Annotated in this window: 14 protein-coding genes; all 14 read left to right on the top strand. The window is 59.3% G+C overall.

The window, feature by feature from the left end; all coding sequences use genetic code 11:
• Positions 1–51: 51 nt before the first annotated feature.
• Entirely contained in the window at positions 52–609 is a 558-nt protein-coding gene (gene frr / locus ELE36_RS14540; protein ID WP_129834517.1) for a ribosome recycling factor, read from the top strand.
• Positions 610–643: 34 nt separating this feature from the next.
• On the top strand, positions 644–1387 hold the full coding sequence (gene uppS, locus ELE36_RS14545; RefSeq protein ID WP_129834519.1) for a polyprenyl diphosphate synthase: 744 nt from the start codon (positions 644–646) through the stop codon (positions 1385–1387).
• Positions 1384–2214: a phosphatidate cytidylyltransferase gene (locus ELE36_RS14550; protein ID WP_129834521.1), complete on the top strand. Its 831-nt coding sequence runs from the start codon at positions 1384–1386 to the stop codon at positions 2212–2214. Before uppS ends, ELE36_RS14550 begins: the two co-directional genes overlap by 4 nt.
• 44 nt (positions 2215–2258) lie before the next feature.
• Complete coding sequence (locus ELE36_RS14555; RefSeq protein WP_129836902.1) at positions 2259–3419, top strand: 1-deoxy-D-xylulose-5-phosphate reductoisomerase; 1161 nt, start codon at positions 2259–2261, stop codon at positions 3417–3419.
• A gap of 10 nt (positions 3420–3429) precedes the next feature.
• Positions 3430–4782 carry an RIP metalloprotease RseP gene (gene rseP / locus ELE36_RS14560; RefSeq protein WP_129834523.1) on the top strand — a complete coding sequence of 451 codons (1353 nt, stop codon included), beginning with the start codon at positions 3430–3432 and terminating at the stop codon, positions 4780–4782.
• Between the two features lie 82 nt (positions 4783–4864).
• Positions 4865–7237: an outer membrane protein assembly factor BamA gene (gene bamA / locus ELE36_RS14565; RefSeq protein ID WP_129834524.1), complete on the top strand. Its 2373-nt coding sequence runs from the start codon at positions 4865–4867 to the stop codon at positions 7235–7237.
• 78 nt (positions 7238–7315) lie between these two features.
• The gene (locus ELE36_RS14570; RefSeq protein ID WP_129834526.1) at positions 7316–7867 is read left to right on the top strand and encodes an OmpH/Skp family outer membrane protein; all 552 of its coding nucleotides are present in this window, start codon (positions 7316–7318) and stop codon (positions 7865–7867) included.
• Positions 7864–8937, top strand: a complete 1074-nt coding sequence (gene lpxD, locus ELE36_RS14575; RefSeq protein ID WP_242512280.1) for a UDP-3-O-(3-hydroxymyristoyl)glucosamine N-acyltransferase — start codon at positions 7864–7866, stop codon at positions 8935–8937. The genes ELE36_RS14570 and lpxD overlap by 4 nt, the downstream gene beginning before the upstream one ends.
• The gene (fabZ, locus tag ELE36_RS14580) at positions 8937–9416 is read left to right on the top strand and encodes a 3-hydroxyacyl-ACP dehydratase FabZ (RefSeq protein WP_129834528.1); all 480 of its coding nucleotides are present in this window, start codon (positions 8937–8939) and stop codon (positions 9414–9416) included. Before lpxD ends, fabZ begins: the two co-directional genes overlap by 1 nt.
• The gene (gene lpxA / locus ELE36_RS14585; RefSeq protein WP_425480880.1) at positions 9409–10227 is read left to right on the top strand and encodes an acyl-ACP--UDP-N-acetylglucosamine O-acyltransferase; all 819 of its coding nucleotides are present in this window, start codon (positions 9409–9411) and stop codon (positions 10225–10227) included. Before fabZ ends, lpxA begins: the two co-directional genes overlap by 8 nt.
• 16 nt (positions 10228–10243) lie before the next feature.
• Positions 10244–11476 carry a lipid-A-disaccharide synthase gene (gene lpxB / locus ELE36_RS14590; RefSeq protein ID WP_129834530.1) on the top strand — a complete coding sequence of 411 codons (1233 nt, stop codon included), beginning with the start codon at positions 10244–10246 and terminating at the stop codon, positions 11474–11476.
• Between the two features lie 103 nt (positions 11477–11579).
• On the top strand, positions 11580–13328 hold the full coding sequence (locus tag ELE36_RS14595) for an LTA synthase family protein (protein ID WP_165371627.1): 1749 nt from the start codon (positions 11580–11582) through the stop codon (positions 13326–13328).
• On the top strand, positions 13321–13941 hold the full coding sequence (gene rnhB, locus ELE36_RS14600) for a ribonuclease HII (RefSeq protein WP_129834533.1): 621 nt from the start codon (positions 13321–13323) through the stop codon (positions 13939–13941). Before ELE36_RS14595 ends, rnhB begins: the two co-directional genes overlap by 8 nt.
• 98 nt (positions 13942–14039) lie before the next feature.
• A complete protein-coding gene (locus tag ELE36_RS14605; protein WP_129834535.1) occupies positions 14040–15749 on the top strand; it encodes an LTA synthase family protein in 1710 nt (569 codons plus the stop codon).
• Positions 15750–15832: the final 83 nt, after the last annotated feature.

Genomic DNA, 15832 nt, shown 5'->3' on the forward strand with positions numbered 1-15832 from the left:
GCTGTTATACTTCGCGATCTTTCCAGCCAAGCTGCAAGCGGAGCTTTTTCCATGCTGAATGAAATCAAGACCGACGCCCAGACCCGCATGACCAAAAGTGTGGAATCGTTGCGCCACGACCTCACGCGCGTGCGCACCGGCCGCGCCAGCACCGCCCTGGTCGAGCATCTCAAGGTCAACTATTACGGTTCCGACGTGCCGCTGAGTCAGGTCGCCAACGTCGCGGTGGCCGATGCACGTTCGCTGACGATCACGCCGTGGGAACGCAACATGATTCAAGCCGTCGAGAAGGCCATCATCGCCTCCGATCTGGGTCTGAATCCGACCACCGCAGGCACTGTGATTCGCCTGAATCTTCCCGCGTTGACCGAAGAGCGTCGCCGCGAATTGTCCAAGCATGTTTCGCACGAAGGCGAGAACGCCAAAGTGGCGATTCGCAACGTGCGCCGCGATGCCTTGCATCAGGTCAAGGAATTGCTCAAGGACAAGAAGATCACCGAAGACGAAGAACGTAGCGCCGGAGACGATGTGCAAAAGTTGACCGACAAGTTCGTCAAGGATGTCGATGGTGTGGTCAAGGCAAAGGAAGACGAGTTGATGGCGCTCTGAGGCCGATATTTCGGGCCTCGGGAATTTCATCACGATGACTACGAACAGCGTCGTCAGCTCACAGCCGCGCCATATCGCCATCGTCATGGATGGCAACGGGCGGTGGGCGCAGCAGCGCCATCGTCCGCGCACGTTCGGCCATCGCGCCGGAGTGAAGGCGGTGCGCGCGGCGGTCGAGTTCTGCCGCCGGCGTGGCATCGAGGCGCTGACCTTGTTCGCGTTCTCCAGCGAAAATTGGCAACGGCCGCAAATAGAAGTCAGCGCGCTGATGGATTTGTTCCTGCGCGCGCTCGAACGTGAGGTGGATGACCTGCACAAGAACGGCGTGCGGCTGCAGTTTGTCGGCGCCTTGCAAGCGTTTCCCGAAACGTTGCGCCAGCGCATGCAGGCCGCAACCAGCCGAACCGCGGCGAATACCTCGCTGACCGTATCGGTAGCTGTCAACTACGGCGGGCGCTGGGATATCGCACAGGCGACGCAGGCGATTGTGCTGGCCGCAATGCGTGGCGAAATCCAGGCCGAGTCGATTACCCCGGAAACCCTGGCGCCGTATCTTTGCCTGAGCGACCTGCCCGCGCCTGATCTGTTTATCCGCACCGGCGGCGAGCGTCGCATCAGCAATTTCCTGCTGTGGCAACTGGCGTATTGCGAGCTGTATTTCATCGATACCTTGTGGCCGGATGTGGACGCGGCGTGCCTTGATGGCGCGTTGCAAGATTTCGCGCAGCGCGAACGTCGTTACGGCAAAACCAGCGCCCAGGTAGCGCGCGCATCATGAGCAACCCCGCACTCAAGAAACGCGTGATCACCGCACTGATTCTGGCGCCGATCGCAATCTCGCTGGTGCTGCTGATTCCGACCTTCGGCTGGGCGATCGTCACGGCGGTGTTGTGCCTGCTGGCACTGTGGGAATGGAGTCGATTGTCCGGCTTGCGTGATCGTCGTGTACGCGGCGTATTGCTCGCGTTATACCTTACCGCGATGGGCCTGCTGTGGATTTATCGCGGCTCAACATTTTATTGGGCGCTGATTATCGTCGGCGCGTTGTGGTGGCTGATCGCGATTTTCTGGTTGCGCCATTTTTCCTACGGCGCGGCGCATACGCCAGAGAATACGCGTATCAAACTGCTGGTCGGTTTGCTGATGGTATTGCCGGCGTGGACGGCGCTGGTTGAGTTGCACCAGAGCCAGCCTTACGGGCATTTCTGGGCGCTGCTCGCGATCATGCTGGTGTGGGCTGCCGATACATTTGCGTATTTCACCGGCGTGCGTTTTGGCAAGACCAAACTCGCGCCCAACATCAGCCCCGGCAAAACCCGCGAGGGCGCGCTCGGCGGTCTGGTTGGCGCCGGCCTGACCGTGCTGGTCGGTGGCTGGCTGCTTGGCGTGCACGGCTGGGCGCTGCTGCCACTACTGATCCTGGGCTTGATCAGCGTGAGTTTCTCGATCATCGGCGATCTGTTTGAAAGCCTGATCAAGCGCCACGCCAACGTCAAGGATTCCGGCGCGATGTTCCCGGGCCACGGCGGAGTATTCGACCGTCTTGATGCGATTTTTGCCGCGATGCCGGTGTTCGTGATCGGCAAGACCCTGCTCGGTCTGTGACAGTGAGCGTGGCAGACGAGCTCCCGCTACGACGTATCGCGGTCATGGGCGCCACCGGCTCGATCGGCAGCGCCGCATTGGATGTGATCGCGCGCCACCCGCAGCGTTTTCGCGCGAGTGTGCTCACGGCCAATACGCAGGTGAACGAGCTTGCCGAACTGTGCCGGCGTTTTGAACCCGAGCTCGCCGTGATCGCTGATGCAAAACTTGAATCGGCATTGCGCACACAAATCGAAGCCGCAGGATTGCGCACTCGTGCCAGCTCAGGTGCTGCCGCCTTGGTCGAAGCAGCAGCGGGTGACGATTGCGATACCGTGCTCGCCGCAATCGTCGGCGCCGCCGGGCTGGAATCCACACTCGCGGCCGCACGCACCGGCAAACGTGTGCTGCTGGCGAACAAGGAAGCCATCGTCATGGCCGGCCCGCTGCTACTCGACGCATTGCGCATCGGTGGCGGCGACCTGCTGCCCGTGGATTCCGAACACAACGCAATTTTCCAGTGCCTGCCGGGCGGACGTCCCGATCTCGCGCGCGCTGGTGTGCGCCGCATCTTGCTCACGGCATCGGGCGGCCCATTCCGCGGCAAGAAACGCCCCGAACTGGCCACGATCACACCCGACCAGGCGTGTGCGCATCCTAACTGGCGCATGGGTCGCAAGATCTCGGTGGATTCCGCGACGCTCATGAACAAGGGCCTCGAAGTGATCGAGGCACACTGGTTGTTCGGTGCGAGTGCCGCGCAGATCGAAGTGGTGGTGCATCCGCAAAGCATCATTCATTCGCTGGTCGAATATAACGACGGCTCGGTGCTCGCGCAGCTCGGCAATCCGGATATGCGCACTGCGCTGGCGTATGCGCTGGCGTGGCCCGGAAGGGTCGATGCCGGCGTCGCGCCGCTGGATTTGCTGGCACTCGCGCGGCTGGATTTCGAGGCTGCGGATCTCGACACCTTCCGCTGCTTGGGCCTCGCGTATCGCGCGTTGCAGGCTGGTGGCACCACGCCGGCCATTTTGAACGCGGCGAACGAGGTTGCAGTCGCGGCGTTTCTGCAGGGCAGCCTGCCGTTCCTGGCGATTGCCGAGCTGATCGAAGCCACCCTCGACGCCCAACCGGGCGAAACGCTGGTCAACCTGGGGCAACTGGTTTACGTTGATTTAACTGCGCGCCAGCATGCACAACGTATCATGCGCACTTCTTTCTGTTGAGTTCGATGCCATGACTCAAATTCTGGGCAACGTCTGGTGGATGATCGTGACCCTCGGGTTGCTGGTCACGTTCCACGAGTTCGGCCATTTCATCATTGCGCGCTGGTGCGGCGTCAAAGTTTTGAAATTCTCCGTGGGTTTTGGTCCGGCGTTGTTCTCGCGCTTTGATCGTCGTGGCACCGAGTTTGTGGTCGCGGCAATTCCGCTCGGCGGCTACGTCAAAATGCTCGACGAACGCGAAGTCGAAGGTGTGGTTGGCCCGGAAAGCCTGAAAGGCGCATTCAATCGAAAGCCCGTGTGGGCGCGCATGGCCATCACCGCGGCCGGGCCAGTGTTCAACCTCATTTTCACCGTGGCGGCGTTCTGGCTGATGTTTGTAGTTGGGCGCGCCGATTATCTGCCCATCATGGGCCAGCCGACCGCGCTTGCAGCAGCCGCGGGTATTCGCGAAGGTGATCGCATTCTGTCCGTCGATGGCCAGAGCAGCGATAACTGGACCAGTGCATTCACCGACCTGATTCCGGCAGCGCTGAAACATCAGGACGTGAAACTGCAATTGCGCGACAGCGCTGGTGCAGATCGAGAAACCACATTGGCGCTGAGTCAGTTGCCGGCCAGTATCAACGAAGAAAAACTGCTCGAACTGATCGGCATCACGCCGAAGCGTCCCGTGCCCTCGGCACAAATCGGCGCACTTCCGGAAGATCGACCGGCAGCGCTTGCCGGGCTGAAAGTCGGCGATATCATCACTGCAATCAACGATGCGCCCGTAAACAATTTCGAGATGCTATACGACGCCATCCAGGCGCAGGCCAAGCGCAATCCCCAGCTAAATGTGCATTATCTGCGTGGACAGCAGACCGGCGTGCTGACGGTGAATGCGGCTGCAAGCAAGGATGCCAAGGGCGAGCCGAATTTCCAGATCGGTATCGCCCCCACCGATAGCCACAACGCGCTTTTGCGCTACGATCCGCTGCACGCAATCCCTGCGGCATTCGGCGAAACCTGGCGCATGACGCGCAGCACTGTCGATATGCTCGGTTTATTGGTCACCGGCCGGGCCTCGGCGAAGAACATTTCCGGGCCAATCAGCATTGCGCAATACGCTGGCGAATCCGCCCATCTCGGGCTGGCTAGTTTCCTGAGTTTCCTTGCGTTGATCTCGCTGAGTCTGGCGATAATGAACCTGCTGCCGATTCCGGTCTTGGACGGAGGCCATCTTCTGTATTACCTTATCGAGCTGGTCAAAGGCAGCCCGGTAAGCGAGCGGGTGATGATTGCCGGGCAATATGCCGGCATGATGTTGCTCGCCGGCTTGATGAGTTTGGCTTTTTACAACGATATTCTGCGCCAGGTCTCGTAGCGACCGACGCTGCCCCTAAACAAACCATGGTCCGCAGTGCATGATGCACGGCGGGCTCAAGCCCCCTGTCTGGATAGTGACGATGAAGCGTATCGCCGCCCTTGTTTTGCTCGCCTGCCTGTCAGCCAATACCTTTGCGCTGGAAACGTTCGTCGTCTCCGATATCCGCATCGATGGTCTGCAGCGCATCAACGCCGGTACGGTGTTCAGTTATCTGCCGGTCGAAAAAGGCGACAAGTTGACCCAGGAGCGCGCCAGCCAGGCCATTCGCGCGCTGTACAAAACCGGATTCTTCAACGATGTGCAGCTCGCTCGGCAGGGCAATATCCTCGTGATCACGGTGCAGGAGCGCCCGGCCATCGCGAAGATCCTGATCAAGGGCAACAAGGACGTAAAAGAAGAAGACTTGATGAAGGGCCTCAAGGATATCGGCCTCGTCGAGGGCGAACCGTTCGACCGCCTGCAGCTGGATCGTGTCACCCAGGAACTGGTGCGGCAGTACAATAATCGCGGCAAATACAACGTCACGATCAAGCCGAAGATCCTCAATCTCGATCGCAATCGCGTCGAGTTGAATATCAATATTGCCGAAGGCAAAGCGGCGGCGATCAAGCACATCAATATCGTCGGCAACCACACCTACGACGATGGAACCTTGCGCGACGAATTCGAATCCGGCACCACCAACTGGACGTCGTGGTACTCGAAGAACGATCAATACTCGCGTGAAAAACTTTCCGGCGATCTGGAAAAACTGAATTCGTATTATCTGGACCGCGGCTACGTCGATTTCAGCACCGATTCGACCGAAGTCAGCATGAGTCCAGACAAGCGCAACATGTACATTGTTGCGAGTGTGCGCGAGGGCGAAATCTACAAGGTGGCCGATATCTCTCTATCCGGCAACCTGATCCTGAAAGAGGACGACCTGCGCAAGCTGATCAAGATTCAAAGCAACGAAATTTTCTCGCGCAACAAACTCGAAAAATCCGCCGAAGCGATGACCGCGGTACTCGCCAACATCGGTTACGCGTTTGCCGAAGTCACTCCAGTGCCGACCGTGAATCGCGAAAAGCGCGAAGTATCGATCAATTTCGTGATCGCACCGGGCAAGCGCGTTTACGTGCACCGCATCAACTTCAAGGGCAATACCAATACCGCCGACGAAGTGATCCGCCGTGAAATGCGCCAGCTTGAAGGTGCGTGGTATTCGCAGGCCGCGATCGATCGCTCGAAGATCCGCCTGCAGCGCCTCGGATATTTCAAGAAGGTCGACATCACCACGCCGCGCGTACCGGGTACCGACGATCAGGTTGACCTGAATGTCACGATCGAGGAAACCTCATCCGGTAGTTTCACTTTCGGCTTGGGTTATTCGCAGGTGCAGAAATTCATCGCCAGCGTCTCGGTCAGCCAGAACAACCTGTTCGGCTCGGGTGATCGTGCCGCGTTGACGGTATCGCAGAGTTTTTACGAAAAACGTTATGACATTTCGTATTTCAATCCGTACCTGACCGATGACGGCATCAGCATCGGTTATGACATCAGCTTGCGCAAACTCGATCAGAGTGAAGCCAACATCGCTGAATATCTCAGCGATACGGCTTCGTTCAGCACATATCTGGGTATCCCGATCAGCGAGTCGGACACGGTCAACGTCAAGCTCGGCGTTGACAAGACCCGCATCAATACCTTCGAGGGCGCAACTCCAGACGAGATCATCAATTACATCACGCTGGTCAACAAGGGCATTCCGACACCGCTGAAAACCTTCCATCAGTGGAACACTGAAATTTCCTGGGCCCACGATACCCGCAACAAGTTCTTCAACCCGACCCACGGTGCACTCCTGCAGCTCTCTGCCGAAGTCACGCTGCCGGGTTCGACGCTGAGCTATTACAAGCTCGTGGGCAAATATACCCAGTATTTCCCGATTACCGACAAGCTTACTTTCCAGGGATCAGCGACGATCGGTTATGGCGATGGCTACGGTAGCGACAAGCACAATTTCGGCCTGCCGTTCTACGAGAACTTCTACGCTGGCGGTGTGGCTGACGTGCGTGGCTTCAAGGACAATACCCTCGGCCCTTCAGCCTCGCCATTCGATCTCATTCCGCAGTATTCCGGTTATCAGCAACCGTTGGGGGGCGCGTTCAAAACCGTCGCCACAGCGGAAGTCATCTTCCCGACGCCATTCGTCAAGGACGACAATACCACCACGCGTTTGTCCGCGTTCTTCGATGTCGGTAACGTCTTCAACAGCAATATTGCGCAAAATGGCGTTCTGCGTACAACGAACAATTTTTCGTTCAGCGACTTGCGCGCATCGGCTGGGCTTTCATTCCACTGGCAGGCACCGGTGGGGCCGATCGTGATCAACCTGGCGCGTCCGATCCGCAAGAAACCCGGCGATCAGACCGAAACACTGCAGTTCACCTTCGGCGCACAAAACTGAGCAGCCGAAGGAATGCTCAGGTATAAAGGACATGATCCCCGAGCCCGGCTTATGGGCTGATCCCGAGGAGAACCGAGGGTGATACGCAGCGCTCGCAGACCGCATTTTTTTTGTGCCCTGCTCAGTCTACTGGCGCTGCTGCCAGCGCTCGTGTTCGCCCAGAGTGCAGCGCCCAAGCTCGGTTACGTGGATGTCAAACGGCTGCTCGACAATGCGCCGCAGATGGCCGAAAGCCGCAGCAAACTGGAACGCGAATTCGCTGCGCGTGACGTGGCGCTGAAAGCCGATGAAACCAAGCTTGCGAGTTTGCGGCAACGTCAGGAAGCCGCGGCCGCAGGCGACGTCGATGCCATAAAGCGCGAAGTGGACGCGCTCGAACGCAACATCAAACGCACGCGCGAAGATTTGCGCGGGGAACTCAATAGCCGCGCCGGTGCCGAACGTGATCGGGTCTGGCAGAAAATCAACAACAGCGTCATCGAATACGCACGCGAACAGGGTTACGACTTGATCTTGCCGAGTCCCGTTATCTACGCCAGCAGCCGCATCGACATCACCGAACAGGTGCTGGAGCGCCTCAAGCGCGAAGCCCAGAGCGATGCCAATCGCGCCAAGTCGAATCCGCCATGAGTGCCACACCTATGACCGCGGCGGGATTGCGCGCGCCGGCTTCCGCCGTATCCGGCGCGGCGTACACGCTGAAAGAACTGGCTGCGCGTTTTGATCTGAACGTGCACGGCGATGGCAACTTCATAATCCACGGCGTGGCCAGCCTCGCTGAAGCGGGGCCGCAACAGCTCGGATTTCTCGCTAACCCACGTTATCGCAACCAGCTCGCCGCTACGCGCGCCGGTGCGGTCGTGCTGCGCGCCGACGATGCCGCGCTGTGCACGATGCCCGCATTGATCGCGCGTGATCCCTACGTCGCTTTCGCCAAAATCGCAGCGCTATTTGAACCCAAACCCGCCGCCACGCCCGGTGTACATGCTAGCGCGGTCGTCGAAGCCGGCGCGCAAATCTCTGCGAGCGCGAGCATCGGTGCGTTATGCGTGATCGCCGCCGACGCCGTTATCGACGCCGGCGCCATCCTCGGACCCGGCTGCATTATCGGGCCGCGCTGCCGCGTCGGCGCTGCAACGCGGCTGGTCGCGCGTATCACCCTGGTCGCCGACGTGGTACTCGGCCAGCGCGTGCTGATTCATCCCGGCGCGGTGCTCGGTGCGGATGGTTTTGGCATCGCGTTTGATCGCGATCACTGGATCAAGGTGCCGCAACTCGGCGGCGTGCGCATCGGCGACGATTGCGAAATCGGCGCGAACACCACGATCGACCGCGGCGCACTCGGCGACACCGTGCTCGAAGAAGACGTCAGGCTCGACAACCAGATCCAGATTGCGCACAACGTCGTGATCGGCGCGCACACCGCGATGGCCGGTTGTGCCGCGGTGGCCGGCAGCGCCAGGATCGGTCGCTACTGCCTGATCGGCGGCGGCGCGGGCATTCTCGGCCACCTCGAACTGGCGGATCGCATCACCGTGACCGCACGCACGCTGGTCACTCATTCACTCACCACCGCCGGCGAATATTCATCTGGCACACCCGTTCAGGAAAATCGTGCGTGGCGTCGCAATGCGGCTCGCTACAAACATCTGGACGATCTTGCCCGCCGCCTTCAAGTTCTCGAAAAGGAAAAAAAATAATGACGGACGCTCCCAAACCCGGCGCCCCTACCCTGCCCATCGACGCGAGCGGCATCGCCGCGTTGCTGCCGCATCGTTATCCGTTTTTGTTGGTCGATCGCGTCACCGCATTCGAAGCGCACAAGAGCCTGCGCGCGTACAAGAACGTGACCATCAACGAGCCTTTTTTCCAAGGCCATTTCCCCGGCCATCCGGTCATGCCCGGCGTGTTGATCGTCGAGGCGCTAGCGCAGGCCTCGGGTCTGCTCGTGATGCTTTCGCGCGATCCCGACACCTGCAAGAAATCGCTGTTCTATCTGGTCAAAGTCGACAACGCGCGTTTCTCGCAAATCGTCACCGCCGGTGATCAAGTCGTGCTCGACGTGGAACTCAAGCGCACCTTGCGCAGCATGTGCCTATTCCACTGCCGTGCGTCGGTCGACGGCAAGCAGGTCGCCGAGGCGGAAATGCTGTGCGCGGAGCGTCCGGTTGATGCCTGATTCCCACGTGCCCGATTCTCCGTTGCCCGAGGCCACCGCCGCCATGATTCATCCCAGCGCGCAAATTGATCGCAGTGCAAAAATCGCCGCCGATGTCCGCATCGGCGCGTACAGTGTCATCGGCGCGGATGTGGAAATCGGCGCGGGAACGGAGATCGGTCCGCATGTGGTGATCGAAGGGCCGACGCGTATCGGCAGCAACAATCGCGTCTGGCAATTCGCCTCGATCGGTGCCGCCGCACAGGACAAGAAATTCGCTGGCGAACGCAGCGAGTTGATCATCGGTGACGGCAATGTGTTTCGCGAATTCTGTACCATCCATCGCGGCACCGGCGAAGGCGGTGTCACACGCATCGGAAACGACAACTGGATCATGGCGTATGTGCATATTGCGCACGATTGCATCGTCGGCAATCACACCATCTTCAGCAACAACGCGACGCTGGCCGGGCATGTCGAAGTCGCCGACTGGGTAATCCTCAGTGGCTTTTGCGGCGTGCACCAATTCTGCAAGATCGGTGCGCACGCGTTCGCAGCGATGTATTCCGCGATCAATCGCGACGTGCCGCCGTATGTGCTTGTAGCCGGCCAGTTTGCCGAACCGCGTGGTATCAACAACGAGGGTTTGAAACGCCGCGGTTTCGATGCCGAGCGCATTCTCGCGATCAAGCGCGCGTACAAGATCCTCTACAAATCCGGCCTGCCATTGCTTGAGGCGCGCGAAAAACTGCAGCTCGCCGCGGTCGGGGCGCCGGACATTCAGGTGCTCGTGGATTTTCTCGGCACTAGCCAGCGCTCGATCGCGCGTTGATCTTGCATCAGCCGCAATGATCGCAGCATCGACCTCGAATGCCTTAATCTCGAATCGCCCGCGCTGTTTCGCACTGGTCGCGGGAGAAGCGTCCGGTGATCTTCTCGGTGCGGGCCTGATCTGTGCGTTGCGTCAGCGCCATCCCGATGCGCGTTTCGTCGGCATCGGTGGTCCGCTAATGATCGCCGCCGGAATGGAAAGCTGGCATGCGCTGGAAAAGCTCAGCGTGATGGGTTACGTCGAAGTGCTCAGACATCTACCCAAGCTTCTTGCGATTCGGCGCGATATCAAACGCCGTGTGCTGGCGTTGCGACCGGATTGCTTTGTCGGCATCGATGCGCCGGATTTCAATCTGGGCTTGGAACGCACGTTCAAGCAGGCCGGCATTCGCACTGTGCACTACGTCAGCCCCTCGATCTGGTGGCGGGAAAAACGCGCCCAGAAGATGGGTCGCCACGCCGATCTGGTGTTGTGCCTGTTTCCAATGGAGCCGCCGATTTATGCACGGCACGGCGTCAATGCGCGTTTTGTCGGCCATCCGCTGGCAGATCAATTTGCGCTCGAACCCGATCGTGCTGCCGCGCGGACCACGCTGAATTTGCCTGCCGATGTTCCGGTACTCGCGTTGTTGCCCGGCAGTCGGCTTGGCGAAATCCAACGCCTCGGCCCCGAGTTCATAGCCGCCGCACGCTTATGTCAGAAACAATTGCCGGCGTTGCAGGTGATCGCGCCGATGGCCAATGCCGCGTGCCGCGAATTGTTTGCAAATCTGCTGGCCCAAGACCACGCCGAAGTCAGCATCGCAATCGATTCCGCGGCCGAAAATTCTCCTGCGCCGATCAGATTGCTGGATGGCCACGCGCACGCAGCGATGATCGCCGCCGATGCCGTGCTGCTCGCCTCGGGCACCGCCGCGCTCGAAGCGATGCTGGCGAAACGGCCGATGGTGGTCGGCTACCGTCTCGCATCACTCACGTATCGCATCGTGACCACGCTCGGCCTGCTCAAGACCCAGCATTATGCGCTACCGAATATTCTCGCCGGTGGTGCGCTGGTGCCCGAACTGATGCAAGAACAATGCACCGCGCAAAATCTCGCCGACGCGCTGTTGCCGGCGCTGCATGTGCGCAACACACCGACTGCGCTGATTGCGGAATTCACGCGCCTGCATCGCGAATTGCAGCTCGATGCCGATCAAACTGCCGCTGCCGCGATCGACGAATTGCTGCAAACACCGACGCAGCACTGAGCTTTTTTGCGCGGCCCTACACCGCAACCGATCAACTATTGACGCATCGCACGTTGACCTTGCGCCCGCCACACCGCAACATGCACAAAATTTTTTCAGGCGCATGACAGCAATGTCGCAAGCGCAACTGCTCCCGCGCAAAACAAAAATCCTGTTCTGGCTAGGTTTGCTCGCTTTCGTGGCGCTGCTGCTGGCCGGACCGTGGCGTGAAGCGACCGCACCCGAGCGGCATTTCTCATCGGCGTGGTTGCTCAGCACCCTGGTGTTCGTCACGCTGTTGACGCGCCGTATCGGTTTTGCGCTGGCGATCACCAGTCTGATTTTCGGCGGCCTGCTGATCGCGAGTGTAGTCAAGTTTGCGTATCTGACCACACCGCTGCTGGCGCCGGATCTCGTGTATTTCGTCAACCGCGACCTGATCGAAGTGCTGTTGCGTTATCCGGCCCTGCTCGCGCTTTTTGTTGGCGGTTTCATTCTGATTCCGGCGCTGCTGATCCTCGCCTGGCGCATCGATCGGCCGATTTTTCTGCAACGCTTCAGTCGCCGCACGCGCTCGCTGATCCGCGCCTGCGGCAGCATTCTCGGATTGCTGCTAATCCTCATCTGCGCATCACCCGACGGCCCTTTTGCCGATATTTACGGCAAGGGCATGTGGCAGACGATGAACGACAAAAGTTATCTGACCGATTTTTTCATTTCGTTCAACCAGACCAAGATCCAGATACCGATCAGCCCGGTTGGCGTCGATCGCAGCATCGTCTGGAACGATCCGCCCAAACCCGCCGAAACGCATCCTGCCGATGCAGTCAGTGCAATACCGCACTACCCCGACATCGTCACGATTCTCGAAGAAAGCACGTTCGATCCGCGCATGCTGCAGGTCTGCGGCATGCCGCTGTGCAAGTTCAAGATGTTCGTGCCGGATGCGCGCACGCGCGCCAGCGGCTCACTCGTGGTGCATACCTGGGGCGGTGGCACCTGGACCAGCGAATTCGCCGCGCTCACCGGTTTGTCGCATACCAGTTTTGGCAACGCCGGATTGTATGCGCCGTACAATCTCGCGCCGCGCGTCACCTACACCTTGCCGCGCGCGCTCAAGGCCGCCGGCTACAAGACGATTGCGGTGTATCCGATGTCCGGCGATTTCATCAACGCGCGTAATGCCTACCGTTATTACGGCTTCGACGAGTTCATCGAAGGCAGCACCTACGGACTGGCGTGGGAAAGCAGCGACACCGATCTGATGCAGGTATTCGATCAGATTTACACGCGCGAAAAGAAAGAAGCCGGCAAACAACCGCTGTTCGTTTTCATGCTGACCTTGCGCCAGCATGGCCCGCATATGACGCCGCTGAAATTTCTCAAGCCACCGTACAATGCCCCGCTGTTTCCGATGCTCGACAAGTGGCTGAATCTGAATCTCGGCAATTATCTGTCACGACTGGAAAGCTCGGATTCGGCGCTGGCGCAGCAGGAAAAATTTCTGCTCGACAGCGATCGCCAGACCGTGTTGCTGCACTTCGGCGATCATCAACCGTCGTTCGATGGCGCGATCAACGCGATCAAGAAACTCAACGCGCCAAAAGGCGCGAGCGATCCGATGTTCGTGACGTATTACATGCTCAAGTCGAATTTTGCGCCGAAGCAAAAATACAATTATCCCGTGCTCGACCTGAGTTTTCTGGCCGGCCTAGTACTCGATGTCGCAGGCGTGCCGAAGGACGAATTCTTCGAAGCAAACACGCGTTTGCGCGAGCGCTGCAAAGGCTTTTATCTGGATTGCGCGGACAAACGCATGCTCGACTCCTACACCGATTTCATCTTCCACACACTGCAAGCCCTGCATGACTGAGCGCGCCGCAAGTACGCAAGATTTGCTGCCGAACGACGCCCTGCAGTGGATCGCCGGTGTCGATGAAGCCGGGCGCGGGCCATTGGTCGGCCCGGTCGTGGTCGCCGCGGTCATTCTCGATCCGCAACGGCCGATCGATGGTCTCGCCGATTCAAAAAAACTCAGCGCGAAGCGCCGCGATCAACTGGATGTGCTGATCCGCAGTCACGCAATCTGCTTCAGCGTCATCATCGTCAGCGCCGCGGAAATCGACGAGTACAATATCCTGCAGGCAAGCTTGCGCGGCATGACGCGCGCCTTGCTCGCGATGTCGCACCTGCCGACGCTGGCCTTGCTCGACGGCAACCAGATTCCACGCGATTTGACCATTCCCGCACGCGCCATCGTCGGCGGCGATGCACTCGAACCAGCGATCAGCGCCGCCTCGATTCTGGCCAAGGTGACACGCGATCGGCTGATGGTCGCAATGGATGCGCTGTACCCGGATTACGGATTCGCCAAGCACAAAGGTTATCCCGTGCCCGAACATTTCGCCGCGCTGCAACGGCTCGGCCCATGCCCCGAGCATCGCCGCAGTTTCGCCCCGGTGCGGCGCGCGCTGGAGCGCTGCTAGCGCGGCGAAGCTCGCCAATGTGGGTGGTCAGTCTCCCGCGCACTCTGTAACATGACAGAAATATCTGTAAAGAATCTGCCGTAAAAGGACGACTCGGGATGCAGCGCGGAAAACCTGTCGGCCGCCTGCAAGGCAGCCTTATCGTAATCGCCAGCGCGATTTTTTTCGCCGCCATCTGGTCATGCAGCCTCGGCGAGCAATTGCCGAGCGAGGCTTGTTTTTGCGGATGTGTCACGGGCCTGGTTGCGATTGTATTCGTCGCTATTACGCGGCGGATCGGCTTTTCGCTACTGCTCAGCGCGGCGCTGATGTTCGCGCTGCTCGCGATCAGTGCCGCCAAGACGCAATATCTCGGAACCTCGTTGTTCGTTCCGGATCTGCAATATTTCAGCAATAGCGAAACGCTCGCAGTCATCGCCCAATATCCCGAGATCTGGCATTACGCATTGACCGGCGGGCTCATCGCGGTTTTTTTGCTGCTGGCGATGTGGTGTTTCGAACGTCCGCTCGGCCTACATTCCGCCTGGCACAAACGTTGGGTGGCGCAGATTTTTGCATTCGTGCTGACGGTTGGTGGATTGTTTGCCGTATTCGCGCCGGGTGGCCCGTTCAAAATACTGATGGTCAATAATCCGTGGGGCCTCATGGTTGCCGCGAGCCCGACTACCAGTTTCCTGTTATCGATCCACCATATGCGCGTGATCGTGCCGCAGCCCGATCCGGCTGCCGCTGATCGCTACGAATGGGCGCCGGTCCAGCCGGTCATTGCGGCGAAAAAACCAGCCCCGGATATCGTCGTCGTGCTCGAAGAGAGCACGTTCGATCCGCACACACTGAGCTTGTGCACGATCCCGCAATGCGACGCGCAGATGTTTCGCGACGACGCCCAAACCAACGCGCACGGTGCGTTGCGTGTGCATGCCTGGGGCGGTGGCACATGGACCAGCGAATTCGCTTTCCTCACCAGCCTGCCGACGCCGATGTTCGGTCCCGGCGGTATTTATGCGCCGTACAACCTCGCGCCGCGCATCAGCTACAGCTTGCCGCGTTTGCTCAAGACGCAAGGCTATCGCAGCATCGCGATTTATCCGCTGGATGGCAATTTCGTCAACGCTCGTCACGCTTACAACGCCTACGGTTTCGACGAATTTTACGACAACAATATTTTTCATTTCGCGTGGGTCAGCACCGACCTGGATCTTGAGCACGAGTTTGAAAAAATCTATCGCGACGAACGCGCAAAAACCGATCAACCGCTATTTTTCATGATCCTGACCATGCGCCAGCACGGCCCGCACAACGATGCGCTGGAGAAACTCGCCGCACCGTTCAACCAACCGCTATTCGCGTCGCTCGATGAAACACGCAATCGCAACATGAGCAATTATCTCGCCCGCCTGCACGGCTCGGACGAAGCACTGGCTGCAATGCAGAAGACCCTGTTCAGCGGATCGCGCCCGGCCGTGCTGGTACATTTCGGCGACCATCAACCGTCCTTCGATGGCTTGATGCTGAAGATCGAACGCACTGCCGCCGCAAAAGCGCTTGGCGATCCGTATACGGTCACCTATTACAAAATCGACGGCAGCAGCGCCGACTCGCCGCGCTTTTCCTATCCCACCCTTGATCTCGGTTTTCTTGCGGGATTGATCATCGATGTCGCGGGTCTGCCCGAGGGCGCATTTTTCCAGGCGAATGCACTCATGCGCGAGCGCTGCGGCGGGCGCTACCTCGACTGCAAGGACAAAGAACTGCTCGAATCCTACCAAAGCCACCTGTTCAACCGGCTGCATGTAATCGGGCGCTGAGTGGCGCGCGTTCCGGCGGGCGAATTCCATAGCGATAAACAGCGTGCTTGCCGCCCATGAAAGCGACCGCTACCCTTGCTGAC

Origin of the sequence: Pseudolysobacter antarcticus (assembly GCF_004168365.1) — a bacterium.
GTDB lineage: Bacteria > Pseudomonadota > Gammaproteobacteria > Xanthomonadales > Rhodanobacteraceae > Pseudolysobacter > Pseudolysobacter antarcticus.